Annotated in this window: 13 protein-coding genes; 3 read left to right on the top strand and 10 right to left on the bottom strand. The window is 71.3% G+C overall.

Annotation, left to right across the window (positions count from 1 at the left end; translation table 11 throughout):
* Window positions 1–78: 78 nt before the first annotated feature.
* A complete protein-coding gene (locus AB0M11_RS35710; protein WP_365712322.1) occupies window positions 79–2,286 on the bottom strand; it encodes an ATP-binding protein in 2,208 nt (735 codons plus the stop codon).
* Window positions 2,287–2,590: 304 nt separating this feature from the next.
* On the opposite strand from AB0M11_RS35710, the gene gabT reads away from it, so the two are divergent.
* Together gabT and AB0M11_RS35700 are read left to right on the top strand one after the other, a co-directional pair.
* Window positions 2,591–3,925, top strand: coding sequence for a 4-aminobutyrate--2-oxoglutarate transaminase (gabT, locus tag AB0M11_RS35705; protein WP_365712321.1), 1,335 nt, complete (start codon window positions 2,591–2,593; stop codon window positions 3,923–3,925).
* 191 nt (window positions 3,926–4,116) lie between these two features.
* Window positions 4,117–5,004 carry a phosphatase PAP2 family protein gene (locus AB0M11_RS35700; RefSeq protein ID WP_365712320.1) on the top strand — a complete coding sequence of 296 codons (888 nt, stop codon included), beginning with the start codon at window positions 4,117–4,119 and terminating at the stop codon, window positions 5,002–5,004.
* Here AB0M11_RS35700 and AB0M11_RS35695 read toward each other — a convergent pair.
* The 8 genes from AB0M11_RS35695 to AB0M11_RS35660 form a co-directional block, all read right to left on the bottom strand.
* Window positions 4,943–6,745: a glycoside hydrolase family 18 protein gene (locus AB0M11_RS35695; RefSeq protein WP_365712319.1), complete on the bottom strand. Its 1,803-nt coding sequence runs from the start codon at window positions 6,743–6,745 to the stop codon at window positions 4,943–4,945. The two genes, AB0M11_RS35700 and AB0M11_RS35695, sit on opposite strands and share 62 nt — an antisense overlap.
* 212 nt (window positions 6,746–6,957) lie before the next feature.
* Window positions 6,958–7,404, bottom strand: coding sequence for a hypothetical protein (locus tag AB0M11_RS35690; protein WP_365712318.1), 447 nt, complete (start codon window positions 7,402–7,404; stop codon window positions 6,958–6,960).
* A gap of 125 nt (window positions 7,405–7,529) precedes the next feature.
* On the bottom strand, window positions 7,530–8,957 hold the full coding sequence (locus AB0M11_RS35685; RefSeq protein WP_365712316.1) for an FAD-dependent oxidoreductase: 1,428 nt from the start codon (window positions 8,955–8,957) through the stop codon (window positions 7,530–7,532).
* A 33-nt stretch (window positions 8,958–8,990) separates the two neighbouring features.
* On the bottom strand, window positions 8,991–9,791 hold the full coding sequence (locus tag AB0M11_RS35680; protein WP_365712315.1) for an ABC transporter permease: 801 nt from the start codon (window positions 9,789–9,791) through the stop codon (window positions 8,991–8,993).
* A complete protein-coding gene (locus AB0M11_RS35675) occupies window positions 9,792–10,724 on the bottom strand; it encodes an ABC transporter permease (RefSeq protein ID WP_365712314.1) in 933 nt (310 codons plus the stop codon).
* On the bottom strand, window positions 10,724–11,869 hold the full coding sequence (locus AB0M11_RS35670; protein WP_365712313.1) for an ABC transporter ATP-binding protein: 1,146 nt from the start codon (window positions 11,867–11,869) through the stop codon (window positions 10,724–10,726). The genes AB0M11_RS35675 and AB0M11_RS35670 overlap by 1 nt, the downstream gene beginning before the upstream one ends.
* A 7-nt stretch (window positions 11,870–11,876) precedes the next feature.
* Window positions 11,877–13,112, bottom strand: a complete 1,236-nt coding sequence (locus tag AB0M11_RS35665; RefSeq protein WP_365712312.1) for a spermidine/putrescine ABC transporter substrate-binding protein — start codon at window positions 13,110–13,112, stop codon at window positions 11,877–11,879.
* Window positions 13,113–13,166: 54 nt separating this feature from the next.
* Window positions 13,167–14,702, bottom strand: coding sequence for a gamma-aminobutyraldehyde dehydrogenase (locus tag AB0M11_RS35660; RefSeq protein WP_365712311.1), 1,536 nt, complete (start codon window positions 14,700–14,702; stop codon window positions 13,167–13,169).
* Between the two features lie 209 nt (window positions 14,703–14,911).
* Between AB0M11_RS35660 and AB0M11_RS35655 the strand changes: the two genes are divergently transcribed.
* The gene (locus AB0M11_RS35655; protein WP_365712310.1) at window positions 14,912–15,475 is read left to right on the top strand and encodes an NADAR family protein; all 564 of its coding nucleotides are present in this window, start codon (window positions 14,912–14,914) and stop codon (window positions 15,473–15,475) included.
* A 140-nt stretch (window positions 15,476–15,615) separates the two neighbouring features.
* Here the strand turns inward: AB0M11_RS35655 and AB0M11_RS35650 are convergent.
* A partial coding sequence (locus AB0M11_RS35650; protein ID WP_365712309.1) for a DUF4190 domain-containing protein occupies window positions 15,616–16,220 on the bottom strand: 605 nt, incomplete at its 5' end.

Below are 16,220 nucleotides of genomic sequence, written 5' to 3'. Positions count from 1 at the left end.
GGCAGTGGCGTTTGGCCGTCTCGTATGAACGGCCTCTCTCGATTCTGCCTCACTGTACGGTCGCCGGTCCCCCCGTGTTCAGCCCCGGCCGCCGCCCCTCAGGTCCACCAGCAGCGGGGGCGCGTGCTCGCCCTGGACCGTGGTCAGGGAGAGGACCGCGTGGCCCGGCGGCACGCCGTGGGCGAGTTCGGAGGCGGACCAGCGCTCGCGCTCCACCTGCCGGACGGTGACCGCGCGCGCCGTGGGCGCCTTCCCGGTGATCACCCGGCGGACGATGTGCAGCGCCTTGCCCGCCGGGGTCTCCGCGATGATCTGGCGGTCGGTGACGTCCCGGGCCTCGGTCCACTCCTTGCCCCAGACCTCGGCGAAGTCCTGCCCGTCCCAGGGGGTGAGGCCGGCGAAGGCCATCCTGCAGCCGGTGGCGCCGAGGAGCGGTCCGCGCAGCGGGCGGGGCACGTCGTCCAGGGTGCGCAGGGTCAGCGCGACGCCCGCGTTGGCGGAGCGCAGTCGCTGGACGGCGCGGACCGCTTCCGGGGTGACCACGCCCGTCGCGTCGTCCAGGAGCAGGCAGGAGAAGAGCGAGCGGTCGTCCCGTACCGACACGCTCGCGGTGAACTGGGCGAGCACCAGGCGGGCCAGGATCCGGGAGGCGTCGGCGTGGCCGCGCTCGGGCAGGTCGATGCGGACCCGGACCGGGTGGTCGAGGGCCTTGAGGGAGAAGGGGCGGGACTGGCCGGAGGTGTCGAAGAAACCGGCGAAGGCCGGGCGGTCGAGGAGGGCGATGCGGTCGGCCAGCACCGCGCCGACGTCGCCCGGCTGTCCCATCTGGCGTTCCCGCGCGTCCAGCTCGCGCAGCAGCGACTCGTGGCCGGTCTCGGTCAGTCCCTTGCGGAGCGCGGCGAGCGGGCCGGGCGCGCCGTCGAGGAGCCGGCGGAGTTCGGGGACGGAGGGGAAGCGGCCGTGGACCGCCTTGAACGGGCCGATCAGCTGGGCGAGGACGGTGGTGGAGCGGCGGCTGTCGCCGCCGGGGTGCGGGTCGGTGAGGTCGCCGACGAGGGCCTCGGCGAGTATGGCGGCGGCCTCGTCGGGGTCGGTGGTGCCGCCGTACAGGTCGAGGTCGTAGACGGAGTCGGGGTGGGCGATGCGGACGACGACGTCGTAGGCGTCGGCGGGTCCGAGGCCGGCGCCGGCCGCGCCGACGACGACCACGGAGGCCCGGCCCGCCAGCGCGTGCAGGCAGAGCGACTCGGCGAGCGGGCGGACCAGGCTGCCGGTCTTGCCGGTGCCGGCCGGGCCGACGGCGAGCAGGGAGGTGCCGAGCAGTTCGGGGCCGAGGGCGAGGCCGGTGCCCCGGTACTGGTAGGGGTTGCGCGGGTCGTCGGCGGTGGTGCCGAGCCGGACCTGGCCGGTGACCAGGTCGTGGCGGGCGTGCCGGGCGGGCAGGTCGCGTTCGCCGGAGGGGTGCGGGCAGGCGGCGGCGCCGTCCTTGACCACGGCGGCGGTGAAGGCGGCCATGCTGTGCCGGCCGCTGCGTACGCCCTGCCAGGCGCGGGCGATCCGGGCGTGGTCCACGTCCCGCATCAGCCCGCTGCGCGCCTCCCCGGCGAGCCGGTCGGCGGCCGCCTCGGCCCCGGCGGCCCGGAGGTGCGGCCACCGGGCGGGGTCCTCCTCGGGGGCCGGGGGCTCCTGGCGGGAGTCCGCGGCGCGGAACCTGGGCGCCACGAACCGCCGCCACACCTCGCCCCAGCGGCCGAGCCGGCCCACCACGAGCATGATGCTGAGGGCGACCAGGTAGGTGTATCCCTCGTAGATGAAACGGCTGGCGGTCGGGGAGATCGTGGCGTGCTCGCCCTGCCAGGAGGCGGGGAGGAGCAGTTGGAGCGGCAGCCCCCACCACGCCCCCAGGTAGCCGTGCGTGAGCAGGGACCAGACCAGCCAGCCCACCAGGAAGGCGATCAGGGCGCCGCTGAGCAGTTGCCGTGTGGGCAGTTCCTCGGGCTCCCGCTCGGCCCGGGGCCGGTAACCGATTCGCCACACCCCCGGCGCCGCCTCCGGCCTGGGCGCCCGCAGCCAGGTCAGGAAGGCCGAGCCGTCCGGCAGCGGGGGCACCGCCGGAGGGGCCGCCGGGCGCGGCGGCATCGCGGGCGCCTCGACCGGCATCGCGGGCGCCCAGGCCGGCATGGCGGGCGGCTCGACGGGCGTCCCGTCCGGGTCCTGCGGCCCCGCCGGTCGCGGCACAGGATTCGCATGCGCACGCCGCGTGTCCCGCGTCCCGTCGCTGTCCATCGCGTCTCGCTCCCTGACCAGCCGTTCCGTCCACCGTCAGCGGCCAATCTAACGCCCCGGCAAGGGGAGTTCACCGCTTACGCGGCCGAGGAGCGGTCAAGGCCGCATACCGGGCACCCGACCGCGCTATGTCCACCACGGACAACGGCACTCCTCGACAACGCCCACATGGAGCATGCCCAGCTCTCACCCCCGGCCCTAGCCTGCGAAGAAAGAAGGAAAGCGTCCGAAAACGCACCACCGGAGCAACCGGACGGGACGCGCCCGGCACGCATCGGTTCGCACCACTCATCAGGGAGCCCCCATGACCGCACTTCCGCAGGAGCGCCGCGTCGTCACCGCCATCCCCGGCCCGAAGTCGCAGGAGCTGCAGTCCCGACGCCTCGCCGCGGTGGCGCAGGGGGTGGGCTCGGTGCTGCCCGTCTTCACCGCGCGCGCGGGCGGCGGCATCATCGAGGACGTCGACGGAAACCGCCTGATCGACTTCGGTTCCGGCATCGCGGTGACCTCCGTCGGCGCCTCCGCCGAGGCCGTCGTACGCCGGGCGAGCGCCCAGCTGGCCGACTTCACCCACACCTGTTTCATGGTCACCCCGTACGAGGGCTACGTGGAGGTCGCCGAGGCCCTCGCGGAGCTCACCCCGGGTGACCACGCCAAGAAGTCCGCGCTGTTCAACTCCGGCGCCGAGGCCGTCGAGAACGCCGTGAAGATCGCGCGTGCCTACACCAAGCGGCAGGCCGTCGTCGTGTTCGACCACGGCTACCACGGGCGGACCAACCTCACGATGGCGCTGACCGCCAAGAACATGCCGTACAAGCACGGCTTCGGTCCGTTCGCCCCCGAGGTGTACCGCGTCCCGGTCGCCTACGCCTACCGCTGGCCGACCGGTCCGCAGAACGCCGGCCCCGAGGCCGCCCACCAGGCCATCGACCAGATCAGCAAGCAGGTGGGCGCGGAGAACGTGGCCGCGATCATCATCGAGCCGGTGCTCGGCGAGGGCGGTTTCATCGAGCCGGCCAAGGGCTTCCTGCCGGCGGTCAGGCAGTTCGCCGAGGACAACGGGATCGTCTTCGTCGCGGACGAGATCCAGTCCGGGTTCTGCCGTACGGGCCAGTGGTTCGCGTGCGAGGACGAGGGCATCGTCCCGGACCTGATCACCACGGCCAAGGGCATCGCGGGCGGCCTGCCGCTCGCCGCCGTGACCGGCCGCGCCGAGATCATGGACGCCGCGCACGCCGGCGGCCTCGGCGGGACCTACGGCGGCAACCCCGTCGCCTGCGCGGGTGCGCTCGGGGCCATCGAGACCATGAAGGAGCTCGACCTCAACGCCAGGGCGAGGCAGATCGAGGCGATCATGAAGCCCCGCCTCACCGCCATGGCCGAGAAGTTCGACGTCATCGGCGACGTCCGCGGCCGGGGCGCGATGATCGCCATCGAGCTGGTCAAGGACCGCGCCACCAAGGAGCCGAACCCGGAGGCCACCGCGGCCCTCGCCAAGGCCTGCCACCAGGAGGGGCTGCTGGTCCTGACCTGTGGCACCTACGGCAATGTGCTCCGCTTCCTGCCCCCGCTGGTCATCGGCGAGGACCTGCTGAGCGAGGGCCTCGACATCATCGAGCAGGCCTTCGCGCGGATCTGAGCCAGAGGCTTCCCGCAGCCCGCGCACAGGTTCTCGAACCCGTGTGCCACCACCGCCCCGCCCCTCCCCCCTGGCGTGACGTGGGGGGCCGGGGCGCACCCGTCAGGCCGTGTGAAGAAGGTGTGCGAGGTGGATGACGGGACGCGATTCCGCCTGTCGCGGCGCCGGACGCTGTCGTAGGTTCTCTCCAGATGAGAGATACACCCCGCCCACAGGGGACTGTGGGCGATTTCAGGCCGGGGCCTCCCCAGCTTCGACCTGGTCGTGCCCTCGCGCACACAACCGGGGCCTCCGGCTCCGGATCTCCTCACCGATCGGACGGTCGCTCGCCCCAAACCCCCCGGGGCGCGCGACACTCCGATCCGGACGGCCGCCTCGGAACCACCCCCCCTGTTCCGGGGCGGCCGACCTCCTTCCTCCGCTTCCCCCGCCCGGGACTCCTGGGGCTGCTGGCGCTGCCGGCCCTCCTCTTCGCGCTGATCACCTGGCAGGTCGTGGCCCATGGCCCGCTGCTCCGCCTGGACAGCCGCCTGAGCAGCGCACTCGTCCACCCGGACCGGTTCTCCGAACTCCTCTCCGACCTCGGGAACGTGCAGGTCGCGGTCCCGGTCCTGGTCCTGGCCATCGGTTACGTCACGTGGCGCGGCCGCACCACCGGTACAGACCACTGGTGGCTGCCGCCCGCGGCCGCCGCCGTCCTGATGGCCCTGGTACCGGCGATCGTCGTGCCGCTCAAGGACTGGACCGCCCGTCCGGGCACCCCGGTGGTGCCCCCGGCGGTCGGCTACTACCCGTCCGGCCACACGGCGACGGCCGCGATCGCGTACGGCTCCGCGACCCTGCTCCTCCTGCCCTGGCTCGCCTCCGCCACCGCCCGCCGGACCGCCGTCGGTGTCTGCGCGGCACTCGTCCTCGGCGTCTCCTACGGCCTGGTCCGCCGCGGCTGGCACTGGCCGCTGGACGTGGTGGCCAGCTGGTGCCTGGCCACCGTCCTGCTGACGGCACTGGGCCTGCTGCTCAGCCGAAGTAGGCGTCGAAGTTCCGCTGGAACTCCCAGTTCGCGTACCGGTCCCAGTTGACCGACCAGGTCATCAGACCGCGCAGGCCGGGCCAGGTGCCGTGGGGGGCGTACGAGCCGCAGTTCGTCCTCTTCGTCAGGCAGTCCAGGGCCTTGGTGACCTCGGACGGCGCCACGTAGCCGTTGCCCGCGTTGGTCGACGCCGGCATGCCGATCGCGATCTGGTCGGGCCGCAGCGGCGGGAAGACCCGACCGGCGTCACCGGCCACCGGGAACCCGGTGAGCAGCATGTCGGTCATGGCGATGTGGAAGTCGGCGCCGCCCATGGAGTGGTACTGGTTGTCGAGGCCCATGATCGGACCCGAGTTGTAGTCCTGGACGTGCAGCAGGGTCAGGTCGTCGCGCAACGCGTAGATGACCGGGAGGTACGCCCCGCAGCGCGGGTCCTGGCCGCCCCACTTGCCGGTGCCGTAGTACTGGTAGCCCATCTGCACGAAGAAGGTCTCGGGCGCCATCGACAGCACGAACCCCGGCCCGTACCGCGCCTTGAGCGTCTTCAGCGCGGAGACGAGGTTGACGATCACCGGGGTCGTGGGGTTCCGGAAGTCCGTGTCGCTCGCGTCCAGGGACAGTGAGTGCCCCTCGAAGTCGATGTCCAGGCCGTCGAGGCCGTAGGTGTCGATGATGTGCGAGACGGAGGAGACGAAGGTGTCGCGCGCCGTCGCCGTGGTCAGCTGCACCTGCCCGTTGGCGCCGCCGATCGATATCAGCACCTTCTTGCCGGCCGCCTGCTTGGCCTTGATCGCGGCCTTGAAGTCGGCGTCGCTCTCGACGTTCGGGCACTCGGTGACCGGGCAGCGGTTGAAGCGGATGTCCCCGGAGGTGGCCGAGGTCGGCTCGCCGAAGGCCAGGTCGATGACGTCCCAGCTGTCGGGGACGTCGGCGAGCCGGGTGTATCCGGAGCCGTTGGCGAAGGAGGAGTGCAGGTAGCCGACCAGGGCGTGGGTGGGCAGGCCGGTCGAACCGCCGGAGGAGCCGGCGCTCGTGGTGGCGGTCACCGCGGCGGACTTCGCGGACTCGCCGGCGTCGTTCACGGCGGTGACCTGGAAGCTGTACGCGGTGGACGGGTTCAGCCCGGTCACGGTCGCCGACGTCCCGGTCGCCGGCTGTGCTTTCACCCCGTCCCGGTAGACCGCGTAGCCCGTCGCACCGGGGACCGCGGTCCAGGACAGGGCCACGCTGGAGGAGGTGACCGTGCCCGCGGTGAGGCCGGTCGGTGCGGCCGGCGGCTGGCCGGCGGAGGTGCCCGGCCCGACCAGCGAGATGTCGTCGGCGTAGTAGGCGCCGGTGCCGTACCAGCCGTGGGTGTAGAGGGTGACCTTCGTGGCGGCGGCGCCGGTGGTGAAGGTGGTCGCGAGCTTCTGCCAGTCGGGGGCGGACTGGGTCCACGTGGAGACGTCGGTGGTGCCGGTGCCGCTCGCGCCGAGGTACACGTAGGAGCCGCGGACATAGCCGGACAGGGTGTACTGCGAACTCGGCCTGACGGTCACGGTCTGCGCGCACTGGGCGTTGTCGCTGCCGGCCGGGGTCGCCTGCAGTGCGGAACCTCCGCTGTGCACAGGCGAGTTGACGGTCGTTCCGCTGCCTGCCGTACAGCTCCAGCCGGAGAGGCCGGACTCGAACCCGCCGTTGACGGCGAGGTCCGCGTCGGCCGCGCGGGCGGCCGACGAGAGCGCGGTGACACCGGGCACGGCCAGCAAGGCGGCCGTGAGCACGGTCAGGAAGGGTCTCGCGCGAACCACAAGTGCCTCCGGGGGTGGGGGTTTTGGAGGTGGGTGCGCACTCAACTTGGTCCAGACCAATTCCCCTGTCAAGAGCTACGGTTCTTCACGACAGCCCGCAGAGCAGCGCCCTCTTCAGGTGCGCGGGGCTGTGACATGTGCGGCTCCGCCGCGTGGGCGCGAACAACCCCCACGCACCCGCGGCCGACCGACAGCCCGCACCCCAACGGCGCCTACTCACCGTCGGCCAGGCCGGCGGCAGCCTCGTGCATGGCCAGCTCCAGCAGCCCCGGATCCGTCAGCGTCCCCGACCCGTCCGGCGCCACCAGCCACCGCACCCCCCGGGCCGCCCGGCCGGGATGCGGCACGACGATCCACGTGCCGGCGCCCGCCGTGCGGATCCCCGTGCCGAGCCAGCGGGCGGCCGTGCCGGGCGGCACGAAGAAACCCACCCGGTGGTCCCCGAAGTCGGCCAGGACGGGCCCTGGCTGGTCGAGGACGCGGGTGAGCACGTCGAGGGTCGGATAGCCGAGCTCGCCCGGCAGGATCAGCACGTCCCAGGCCCGGCCGGCGGGCAGCAGCGCGATCCCCAGCGGGTTGCGCTCCCACTCCCAGCGGCAGGCGTCGGGATCCGGTGCGACGGATGCCAGCCACTCGACCGCCGTCTTCGCCCCAGTCATCAGAGGACCTCCCCGTCTCACGCGTGGACGCGGGCGTCGCGTCACGGGGAGAGAGGGAGGTCCTCCGGGGGCATTACGCGGGTTTCACCGCCCCGTAGGAGTGAACGGGGGCGCATTCGCCCGGGTCAGCTGTCGAAGCCCAGCCCCAGCCGGTCCATCGTCCGCAGCCACAGGTTGCGGCGGCCGCCGTGGGCGTCGGCGCGGGCCAGCGACCACTTGGTGAGAGCGATGCCGGTCCAGGCGAAGGGCTCGGGCGGGAACGGCAGCGGCTTCTTGCGGACCATCTCCAGCCGGGTGCGCTCGGTCTCCTCCCCCGCCAGCAGGTCCAGCATCACGTCGGCGCCGAAGCGGGTGGCCCCCACCCCCAGTCCGGTGTAGCCGGCCGCGTACGCCACCTTCCCCTGGTACGCGGTGCCGAAGAACGCCGAGAAGCGGGAGCAGGTGTCGATCGCGCCGCCCCAGGCGTGCGTGAAGCGGACGCCCTCCAGCTGCGGGAAGCAGGTGAAGAAGTGCTCGGCGAGCTTGGCGTAGGTCTCCGGACGGTCGTCGTACTCACGGCGCACCTGGCCGCCGTAGTGGTGGATGGCGTCGTAGCCGCCCCACAGGATGCGGTTGTCGGCCGACAGGCGGAAGTAGTGGAACTGGTTGGCGGAGTCGCCGAGGCCCTGCCGGTTCTTCCAGCCGATCGCACCGAGCTGCTCGGCGGTGAGCGGCTCGGTCATCAGGGCGTAGTCGTAGACGGGGACGGTGTAGGCGCGGACCCGCTTGAGCAGGTTCGGGAAGATGTTGGTGGCGAGCACGGCCTGCCGGGCGCGGACCGACCCGTAGGGGGTGCGTACGGCCATGCCGGCGCCGTACTGCTTCAGTTCGAGGGCGGGCGTGTGCTCGTACACCCGGACGCCGAGCGCGCGGCAGGCCTGCTTGAGGCCCCAGGCGAGCTTGGCCGGGTGCAGCATGGCCACGCCCCGGCGGTCGTACAGGCCCGCCTCGAAGGTGGGCGAGGCGACCTGCTCGCGCACCGCGTCGGCGTCGAGGAACTCGATGCCGTCGGCGAGGCCCCGCTGCTCCAGTCGCCGGTGCCAGTCGCGCAGCGCCCAGGCCTGGTAGGTCTCGGTGGCCACGTCGATCTCGCCGGTGCGTTCGAACTCGCAGTCGATGCCGTGCCGGGCGACGGCGGCCTCGATCTCGTCGAGGTTGCGCAGGCCCAGCTCCTGCAGCCGGTGGATCTCCTCGGGCCAGCGGGCGAGGCCGTTGGGCAGCCCGTGGGTGAGGGAGGCGGCGCAGAAGCCGCCGTTGCGGCCCGAGGCGGCCCAGCCCACCTCGCGGCCTTCCAGCAGGACCACGTCGCGCCCGGGGTCGCGCTCCTTGGCGTTGAGCGCGGTCCACAGTCCGCTGTAGCCGCCGCCGACGACCAGCAGGTCACAGGTGTCGGCGCCGGTCAGCGCGGGCTCGGGGCGGGGCTTGCCGGGGTCTTCGAGCCAGTACGGGACCGGCTGTGCTTCGGAGAGAGATCTGGTCCAATCTGCCTGACGGCTCATGGCGCTTGGGGCCATGATTTTCAACTCCCTACAGATTCAGTTCTGAGGTTATGCCTTTTGCCTGTTGCGGCGGTTGTTGATCAGCATCGAGGTGAGGACGAACAGTACGGCGACCAGGAACATGGCCGTACCGATGACGTTGATCTGGACGGGCGTGCCGCGCTGTGCCGATCCCCAGACGAACATGGGGAAGGTGACGGTGGAGCCCGCGTTGAAATTGGTGATGATGAAATCGTCGAAGGAGAGCGCGAAGGAGAGCAGCGCGCCCGCCGCGATTCCGGGGGCCGCGATGGGGAGGGTGACCCTGAGGAACGTCTGCGCCGGTCCGGCGTAGAGGTCCCGGGCGGCCTCCTCCAGGCGCGGGTCCATCGACATCACGCGCGCCTTGACCGCGGTGACGACGAAGCTGAGGCAGAACATGATGTGGGCGATCAGGATGGTGTAGAAGCCCAGCTGGGCGCCCATGTTGAGGAACAGGGTGAGCAGCGAGGCCGCCATGACGACCTCCGGCATCGCCATCGGCAGGAAGATCAGCGAGTTGACGGCGCCGCGGGCGCGGAACCGGTAGCGGACCAGCGCGAAGGCGATCATCGTGCCGAGGACGGTGGCCCCGATCGTCGCGAGGGCGGCGATCCGGAGGCTGATGGAGAGCGAGCCGCACATGTCGGCGACCCCGCACGGCTGCTTCCAGGCGTCCAGCGAGAACTGCTGCCATTCGTAGTTGAAGCGCCCCTTCGGTTTGTTGAAGGAGAACACCGTGACGATGACGTTCGGCAGGAGCAGATATCCGAGGGTGAGGAGTCCCGCGATGACGACGAGATTCTTCTTGAGCCAGTTGACGAAGGGCATTTAGACCAGATCCTCCGTCCCGGACCGGCGAATGTAGATCGTGACCATGGCGAGGATCGCCGCCATGAGGATGAACGACAGCGCGGCCGCCGTCGGATAGTCGAGGATGCGCAGGAACTGCGTCTGGATCACGTTTCCGATCATGCGCGTGTCGGTCGAGCCGAGGAGTTCGGCGTTGACGTAGTCACCGGCCGCCGGGATGAAGGTCAGCAGGGTGCCGGAGACCACGCCGGGCATCGACAGCGGGAAGGTGACCTTCCGGAACGTCGTCCACGGCTTGGCGTACAGGTCGCCGGCGGCCTCGTGCAGCCGTCCGTCGATCCGCTCCAGCGAGGTGTAGAGCGGCAGGATCATGAACGGCAGGAAGTTGTACGTCAGACCGCAGACGACGGCGAGCGGCGTGGCCAGCACCCGGTCGCCGGCCGTCCAGCCGAGGACGTCGGTGAGGCTCAGGATGTGCAGCGAGTTCAGGACGTGCACGACCGGGCCGTTGTCGGCGAGGATCGTCTTCCAGGCCAGGGTGCGGATCAGGAAACTGGTGAAGAACGGCGCGATCACCAGGATCATGATCAGGTTCCGCCAGCGCCCGGCGCGGAAGGCGATCAGGTAGGCCAGCGGGTAGCCGAGCAGCAGGCACAGCACGGTCGCGGCGGCCGCGTAGAAGACGGACCTGAGGAACTGCGGCCAGTACTCGCTCAGCGCGTCCCAGTAGGTCGCGAAGTGCCAGGTGACCTTGTAACCCTCTTCCAGGGAGCCCGTCTGGACGGACGTGGACCCCTGGTAGATCATCGGCAGGGCGAAGAAGACGACCAGCCAGAGGATGCCGGGGAGCAGCAGCCAGTACGGGGTGAAGCGGCCGCGCCTGCGCGGGGGCTTCTGCGCCTCGGGGGCGGCGGGCGCCAGCGGCGGGGGCGCCTCGGAGAGCGTGGCCATCAGGCGGCCTCCTCCTCGGTGCCGGCGTCGATGTCCTGGGCGGCGTCGAGGCCGAAGGTGTGGGCCGGGCTCCAGTGCAGGACGACGTCGGCGCCGGGGACGAGCCGTCCGTCGCGCTCGACGTTCTGCACGTACACCGCGAACTCGGGGCAGACCGCGCTGTCGATGACGTACTGCGTGGAGACGCCGATGAAACTGGCGTCGGCGACCTTGCCGGTGATCCGGTTGCGGCCCTCGGGGATGGAGCCCGCGTCGTCGGCGTGGGTGAGGGAGATCTTCTCGGGCCGGACCCCGACCAGCACCTTGCCGCCGGTCGTGGTCGGCGCCGAACAGCGCGCCTCGGGCAGCACCAGCTTTCCGCCGCCGGCCTTGAGGACGATGTCGTCCCCGTTCTTCGTGTCGACCTCGGCCTCGATGAGGTTGGAGGTGCCGAGGAAGTTCGCCACGAACGTGGTGTTCGGGTTCTCGTAGAGGTCGGCCGGCGAGCCGAGCTGCTCCACCCGGCCCGCGTTCATCACCGCGACCGTGTCGGCCATGGTCATGGCCTCCTCCTGGTCGTGCGTGACGTGGATGAAGGTGATGCCGACCTCGGTCTGGATCCGCTTGAGCTCCAGCTGCATCTGGCGGCGCAGCTTGAGGTCGAGGGCGCCGAGCGGCTCGTCGAGGAGGAGCACCTTGGGGTGGTTGATGAGCGCCCGCGCCACCGCGACCCGCTGCTGCTGGCCGCCGGAGAGCTGGTGCGGTTTCTTGCGCGCCTGCTCGCCGAGCTGGACCAGCTCCAGCATGTCCTCGACCTGTTTCTTCACGCTCTTGATGCCGCGTCGGCGCAGACCGAAGGCGACGTTCTCGAAGATGTCGAGGTGCGGGAAGAGGGCGTACGACTGGAAGACGGTGTTCACCGGCCTCTTGTACGGCGGCAGCCGGGTCACGTCCTGGTCGCCGAGGTGCACGGTGCCGGTGGTCGGCTCCTCGAGCCCGGCGATCATGCGCAGGGTGGTGGTCTTGCCGCAGCCGGAGGCGCCGAGGAGGGCGAAGAAGGAGCCCTGCGGCACGGTCAGGTCCATCGGCTGCACGGCGGTGAAGCCGTTGTCGTAGGTCTTCCCGATGCCGGTGAGGCGGACGTCGCCGCTGTTGTCTGTCGTCATGGTGTCGTCACGCCCCTGTGAGCTTCGCGAACTTCTGCTGGTAGGCCGTCTCTTCCTTCGAACTCAGGGCACGGAAGGCATGGGACCTGGCCTGCATGGCTTTGTCGGGAACGATCAGCGGATTGCTCGCCGCCGACTTGTCGATCTTGGCAAGGTAGGGCCGTACGTCCGCGACCGGGCTGACGTAGTTGACGTAGGCGGAGAGTTCGGCGGCCGGTCCGGGCTCGTAGTAATAGTCGATGAGCCGCTCGGCGTTCGTCTTGTGGCGCGCCTTGTTGGGGATCATCAGGTTGTCGGTCGACGTCATGTAGCCGCTGTCCGGGATGACGTACGCGACGTCCGGGTTGTCGGCCTGGAGCTGCACGATGTCACCGCCCCAGGCGACACAGGCGGCGAGGTCGCCCTTGCTGAGGTCCGAGGTGTAGTCGTTGCCGGTGAAGCGGCGGATCTGACCCTTGTCGACGGCCTTCTGCAGGCGGGCGATCACCCTGTCGTAGTCGTCGTCGGTGAACTTCGCCGGGTCGATGCCCATGTCGAGCATGGTCATGCCGACGGTGTCGCGCATCTCGGTCAGCAGGCCGACCCGGCCCTTGAGCGCGGGGTTGTCGAGCAGGTCGGAGACCGACTTCACCTCGACGCCGTTCAGCGCCTTCTTGTTGAAGGCGACGACCGTCGAGATGCCCTGCCAGGGGTAGGAGTAGGCACGGCCCGGGTCCCAGTCGGGGGCGCGGAACTGGTCCGACAGGTTGGCGAAGGCGTGCGGCAGGTTCGACGCGTCCAGCTTCTGGACGTAGCCGAGCCGGATCATGCGGGCGGCCAGCCAGTCGGTGAGGACGATCAGGTCGCGGCCGGTGTCCTGGGCGGCGGCGAGCTGCGGCTGGATCTTGCCGAAGAACTCGTCGTTGTCGTTGATGTCCTCGGTGTACTTGACCGTGATGCCGGTCCGCCTGCGGAACGCGTCCAGCGTCGGATGCTTCTTCCCGCTGTCGTCGACGTCGATGTACTCGGGCCAGTTGGAGAAGTTGACGACCTTCTCCGTGGCCGAGTGGTCGTCGGCGGAGACCCCGCCCTGGGACTTGCCGGCCGCGGGGATGCCGCAGGCGCTCAGCGCCCCGACACCGCCCACCGCGAGCGCACCGCCCAGGAACGACCGGCGGGCCAGGGCGGCCCGGCCGGTGCGGAGACTGCGCCGCATGGCGGCCACTTCGACCGGGGTCGGGCGGTCGGGCTCGTACTGCCTCATGCGCTGGATGCCCTTTCGGGAAGGAGGCCGCCTGACGAACGGCCGAAGATCTGACTATCGGTCCCCGAAGATCGTGCGGTGCCAGTCCTTCCGCGGCACCGCCGTATTGTCGAACATAACGTGCTTGACCTGGGTGTACTCCTCGAACGAGTACGCCGACATGTCCTTGCCGAAGCCGGACGCCTTGTAACCGCCGTGCGGCATCTCGCTGATGATCGGAATGTGGTCGTTGACCCACACGCACCCCGCCTTGATCTCGCGGGTCGCCCGGTTCGCCCGGTAGACCCCGGTGGTCCATGCGGAGGCGGCCAGACCGTACGGGGTGTCGTTGGCCAGCCGGATCCCCTCATCGTCGCTGTCGAACGGCAGGACGACCAGCACCGGACCGAAGATCTCGGCCTGGACGACCTCGCTGTCCTGCGGCGCGTCGGCGATCAGGGTGGGCCGGTAGTACGCGCCGCTCTTCAGCTCGTCCTGCGGCGGCTCGCCGCCGGTCACCACGCGCGCGTAGCCGCGCGCCCGCTCCACGAAGGCGGCGACGCGGTCCCGCTGGGCGTGCGAGATCAGCGGCCCGAGGTCGGTGCCGGGGGCGAACGGATCGCCGAGCCGCACGGTCTCCATCAGGGTCGCCGTCCGCTCCACGAAGGCCTCGTAGAGCGGCCGCTGCACGTACGCGCGCGTGGCGGCGGTGCAGTCCTGCCCGGTGTTGATGAGCGCACCGGCGACGGCGCCGTTGACGGCCGCCTCCAGGTCCGCGTCGTCGAAGACCACGAACGGCGCCTTGCCGCCGAGCTCCAGGTGCAGCCGCTTCACGGTCGCGGTGGCGATCTCGGCGACCCGCTTGCCGACGCCGGTGGACCCGGTGAAGGAGGTCATGGCGACGTCGGGGTGCCCGACGAGGTGTTCGCCGGCCTCCTTCCCGGTCCCGGTGACGATGTTGACGACCCCGTCGGGAATCCCGGCGAGGGTCGCCGCCTCCGCGAACAGGAGCGAGGTGAGCGGCGTCAGCTCGGCCGGCTTGAGCACGACCGTGTTGCCGGCGGCGATCGCCGGGAGGATCTTCCAGGCCGCCATCTGCAGCGGGTAGTTCCAGGGCGCGATCGACCCGACGACACCGATCGGCTCCCGGCGGACGTACGACGTGTGGTCGCCGGAGTACTCGGCGGCGGCCTGCCCCTGCAGATGCCGGGCGGCACCGGCGAAGAACGCGGTGTTGTCGATGGTTCCGGGCACGTCGAACTCGCGCGTGAGCTTCAGCGGCTTGCCGCACTGGAGGGACTCGGCGCGGGCGAACTCCTCGGCGCGGTCGGCGAGCACGGCGGCGAAGCGGTGCAGCGCGTCGGACCGCTCGCCGGGGGTGGTCGCGGCCCAGCCGGGGAAGGCGGCCCGCGCGGCGGCCACGGCCCGGTCGACGTCCTCGGTGCCGGCCAGCTCGTAGGTGTAGACGTCCGCGCCGGTCGCCGGGTCGACGACCGCGTGCGTACGGCCCGAAGTGCCTTGGGCGAACCGGCCCGCGATGTACTGCGCACCGCCCGCGAGCCGCTCCTGCGCGGGGAAGGTCTCCGGGGTGGCGGAGCCCGGGTTGTCCATGTCGCTTCTCCTCCGCCGTCACCCCGCCCGGAGGGGCGGGTGGCGTAGCTCCAGCTCGATTTGACTGCCGATCCTGACAGAGCACAGGGAGCCCAACAAGTGATTCCGTTGTTGCCTTTTGGTTACGCGACGGAATCTGTCGACCAGGTGTCGAGTCGGCAGGGGAAAGGGGGGACGGAGTGTCAGTGGTGGCTGCCAGACTGGCGTGCATGGCGACGATCGATTCTGTGGAGGCCCTGACCAGGGCTGTCCAGGCGGGGGCCGGAATCCGATACCTGCACTTCTGGGGCCACCGGCCGAGACCGGACGGGCGGATCTCGGCGAGCTGCCTGAGCCAGTGGTGGCCGTCACCCTTCGTGGTCGACGGGGTGGAGTACGCGACGGCCGAGCACTGGATGATGGCGGGCAAGGCCCGGCTCTTCCGGGACGCGGAGGCGGAGCGGGCGGTCCTGGCGGCGCAGCATCCCGCGGCGGCGAAGAAGGCGGGCCGGCTGGTCCGCGGGTTCGACGAGGAGACGTGGCGCCGGGAGCGGTTCGGCCTGGTGACCGAGGGCAGCGTGCACAAGTTCGCCGCCGACACCGAGCTGCGCGACTTCCTCCTGGCCACCGGTGACCGGATCCTGGTCGAGGCCAGCCCGGTGGACCGCATATGGGGCATCGGCCTGCCGGCAACGGACACGGCAGCAGAGGATCCGGCCCGCTGGAAGGGACTGAACCTCCTGGGTTTCGCCCTGATGGAGGCCCGGGACCGGCTGCGGGCGACGAGGGCGTAGAACGGGGTGGCGGCAGGGGACGACGCTTCCGGCCCACGTGACCGTCCCCACGCAAGGGGCGCGGGGAACGGCGCGACCAGCCCCCACGCACCCGCACCCGCACCCATCCGAACGCTGACCCGGACGGCGCCCGGCGCCCCCTAGTGGCTCGCCCGGCTCCCCGCCACCACCATCAGCGTGAGGAACGCCCCGGCCAGCACCACCCCCGCGGACCCGCAGATGATCCCGGCCAGCGCCTGCCCCCCGTTCGTCGCCGCGCCCCGCTTCACCCGCCCCCGCCCGATCGACCCGAGCACGATCCCCAGCACTCCCATCACCAGCGCGACCGGCGCCAGGCAGAACCCGATCGCGCTGATGATCCCGGTGACCATGGCGGCCGTCCCCAGCCCGTTGTCGGGCACCGGCTGCATCCCGGGCCAGCCGCCGTATCCCCCGGGGCCGGCCGGATACGACGGCAGCGGCCCGCCGGGATAGCCGTACCCCGGCACCGGGGCGCCGTAGGGGACCTGCCCCGGCCCGGTCGGGGCGATCGGCGGTGGCGGCACCGCCGCGCTCACCGGCTGCTGCGGCGCCACCGGCGCGTAGGGACGGGGCGGCGGCCCGGCGGGATCCGGCGCCGCGAAGGGGTTCGCGGACGGCGCCGGAGGCGGGGCGGACGGCGCGGCGTACGGCGCGGCGTACGGGTCGGCGTACGGCGCGGCGTACGGGTCGGCGTACGGCGCGGCGTACGGGTCGGCGTACGGCG

This window comes from Streptomyces sp. NPDC051987 (genome assembly GCF_040680735.1).
GTDB lineage: Bacteria > Actinomycetota > Actinomycetes > Streptomycetales > Streptomycetaceae > Streptomyces.
Note: the sequence above shows the minus strand (reverse complement) of the source record. Positions and strands in the feature narration are given on the sequence as shown.

What these genes read in the sequence shown, in the direction of transcription:
- AB0M11_RS35685 (WP_365712316.1), bottom strand. Translation starts at nt 8,957, where the DNA reads ATGGCCCCAAGCGCCATGAGCCGTCAGGCAGATTGGACCAGATCTCTC.
- AB0M11_RS35710 (WP_365712322.1), bottom strand. Translation starts at nt 2,286, where the DNA reads ATGGACAGCGACGGGACGCGGGACACGCGGCGTGCGCATGCGAATCCT.
- AB0M11_RS35655 (WP_365712310.1), top strand. Translation starts at nt 14,912, where the DNA reads ATGGCGACGATCGATTCTGTGGAGGCCCTGACCAGGGCTGTCCAGGCG.
- AB0M11_RS35690 (WP_365712318.1), bottom strand. Translation starts at nt 7,404, where the DNA reads ATGACTGGGGCGAAGACGGCGGTCGAGTGGCTGGCATCCGTCGCACCG.
- AB0M11_RS35675 (WP_365712314.1), bottom strand. Translation starts at nt 10,724, where the DNA reads ATGGCCACGCTCTCCGAGGCGCCCCCGCCGCTGGCGCCCGCCGCCCCC.
- AB0M11_RS35660 (WP_365712311.1), bottom strand. Translation starts at nt 14,702, where the DNA reads ATGGACAACCCGGGCTCCGCCACCCCGGAGACCTTCCCCGCGCAGGAG.
- gabT (WP_365712321.1), top strand. Translation starts at nt 2,591, where the DNA reads ATGACCGCACTTCCGCAGGAGCGCCGCGTCGTCACCGCCATCCCCGGC.
- AB0M11_RS35680 (WP_365712315.1), bottom strand. Translation starts at nt 9,791, where the DNA reads ATGCCCTTCGTCAACTGGCTCAAGAAGAATCTCGTCGTCATCGCGGGA.
- AB0M11_RS35665 (WP_365712312.1), bottom strand. Translation starts at nt 13,112, where the DNA reads ATGAGGCAGTACGAGCCCGACCGCCCGACCCCGGTCGAAGTGGCCGCC.
- AB0M11_RS35700 (WP_365712320.1), top strand. Translation starts at nt 4,117, where the DNA reads ATGAGAGATACACCCCGCCCACAGGGGACTGTGGGCGATTTCAGGCCG.
- AB0M11_RS35670 (WP_365712313.1), bottom strand. Translation starts at nt 11,869, where the DNA reads ATGACGACAGACAACAGCGGCGACGTCCGCCTCACCGGCATCGGGAAG.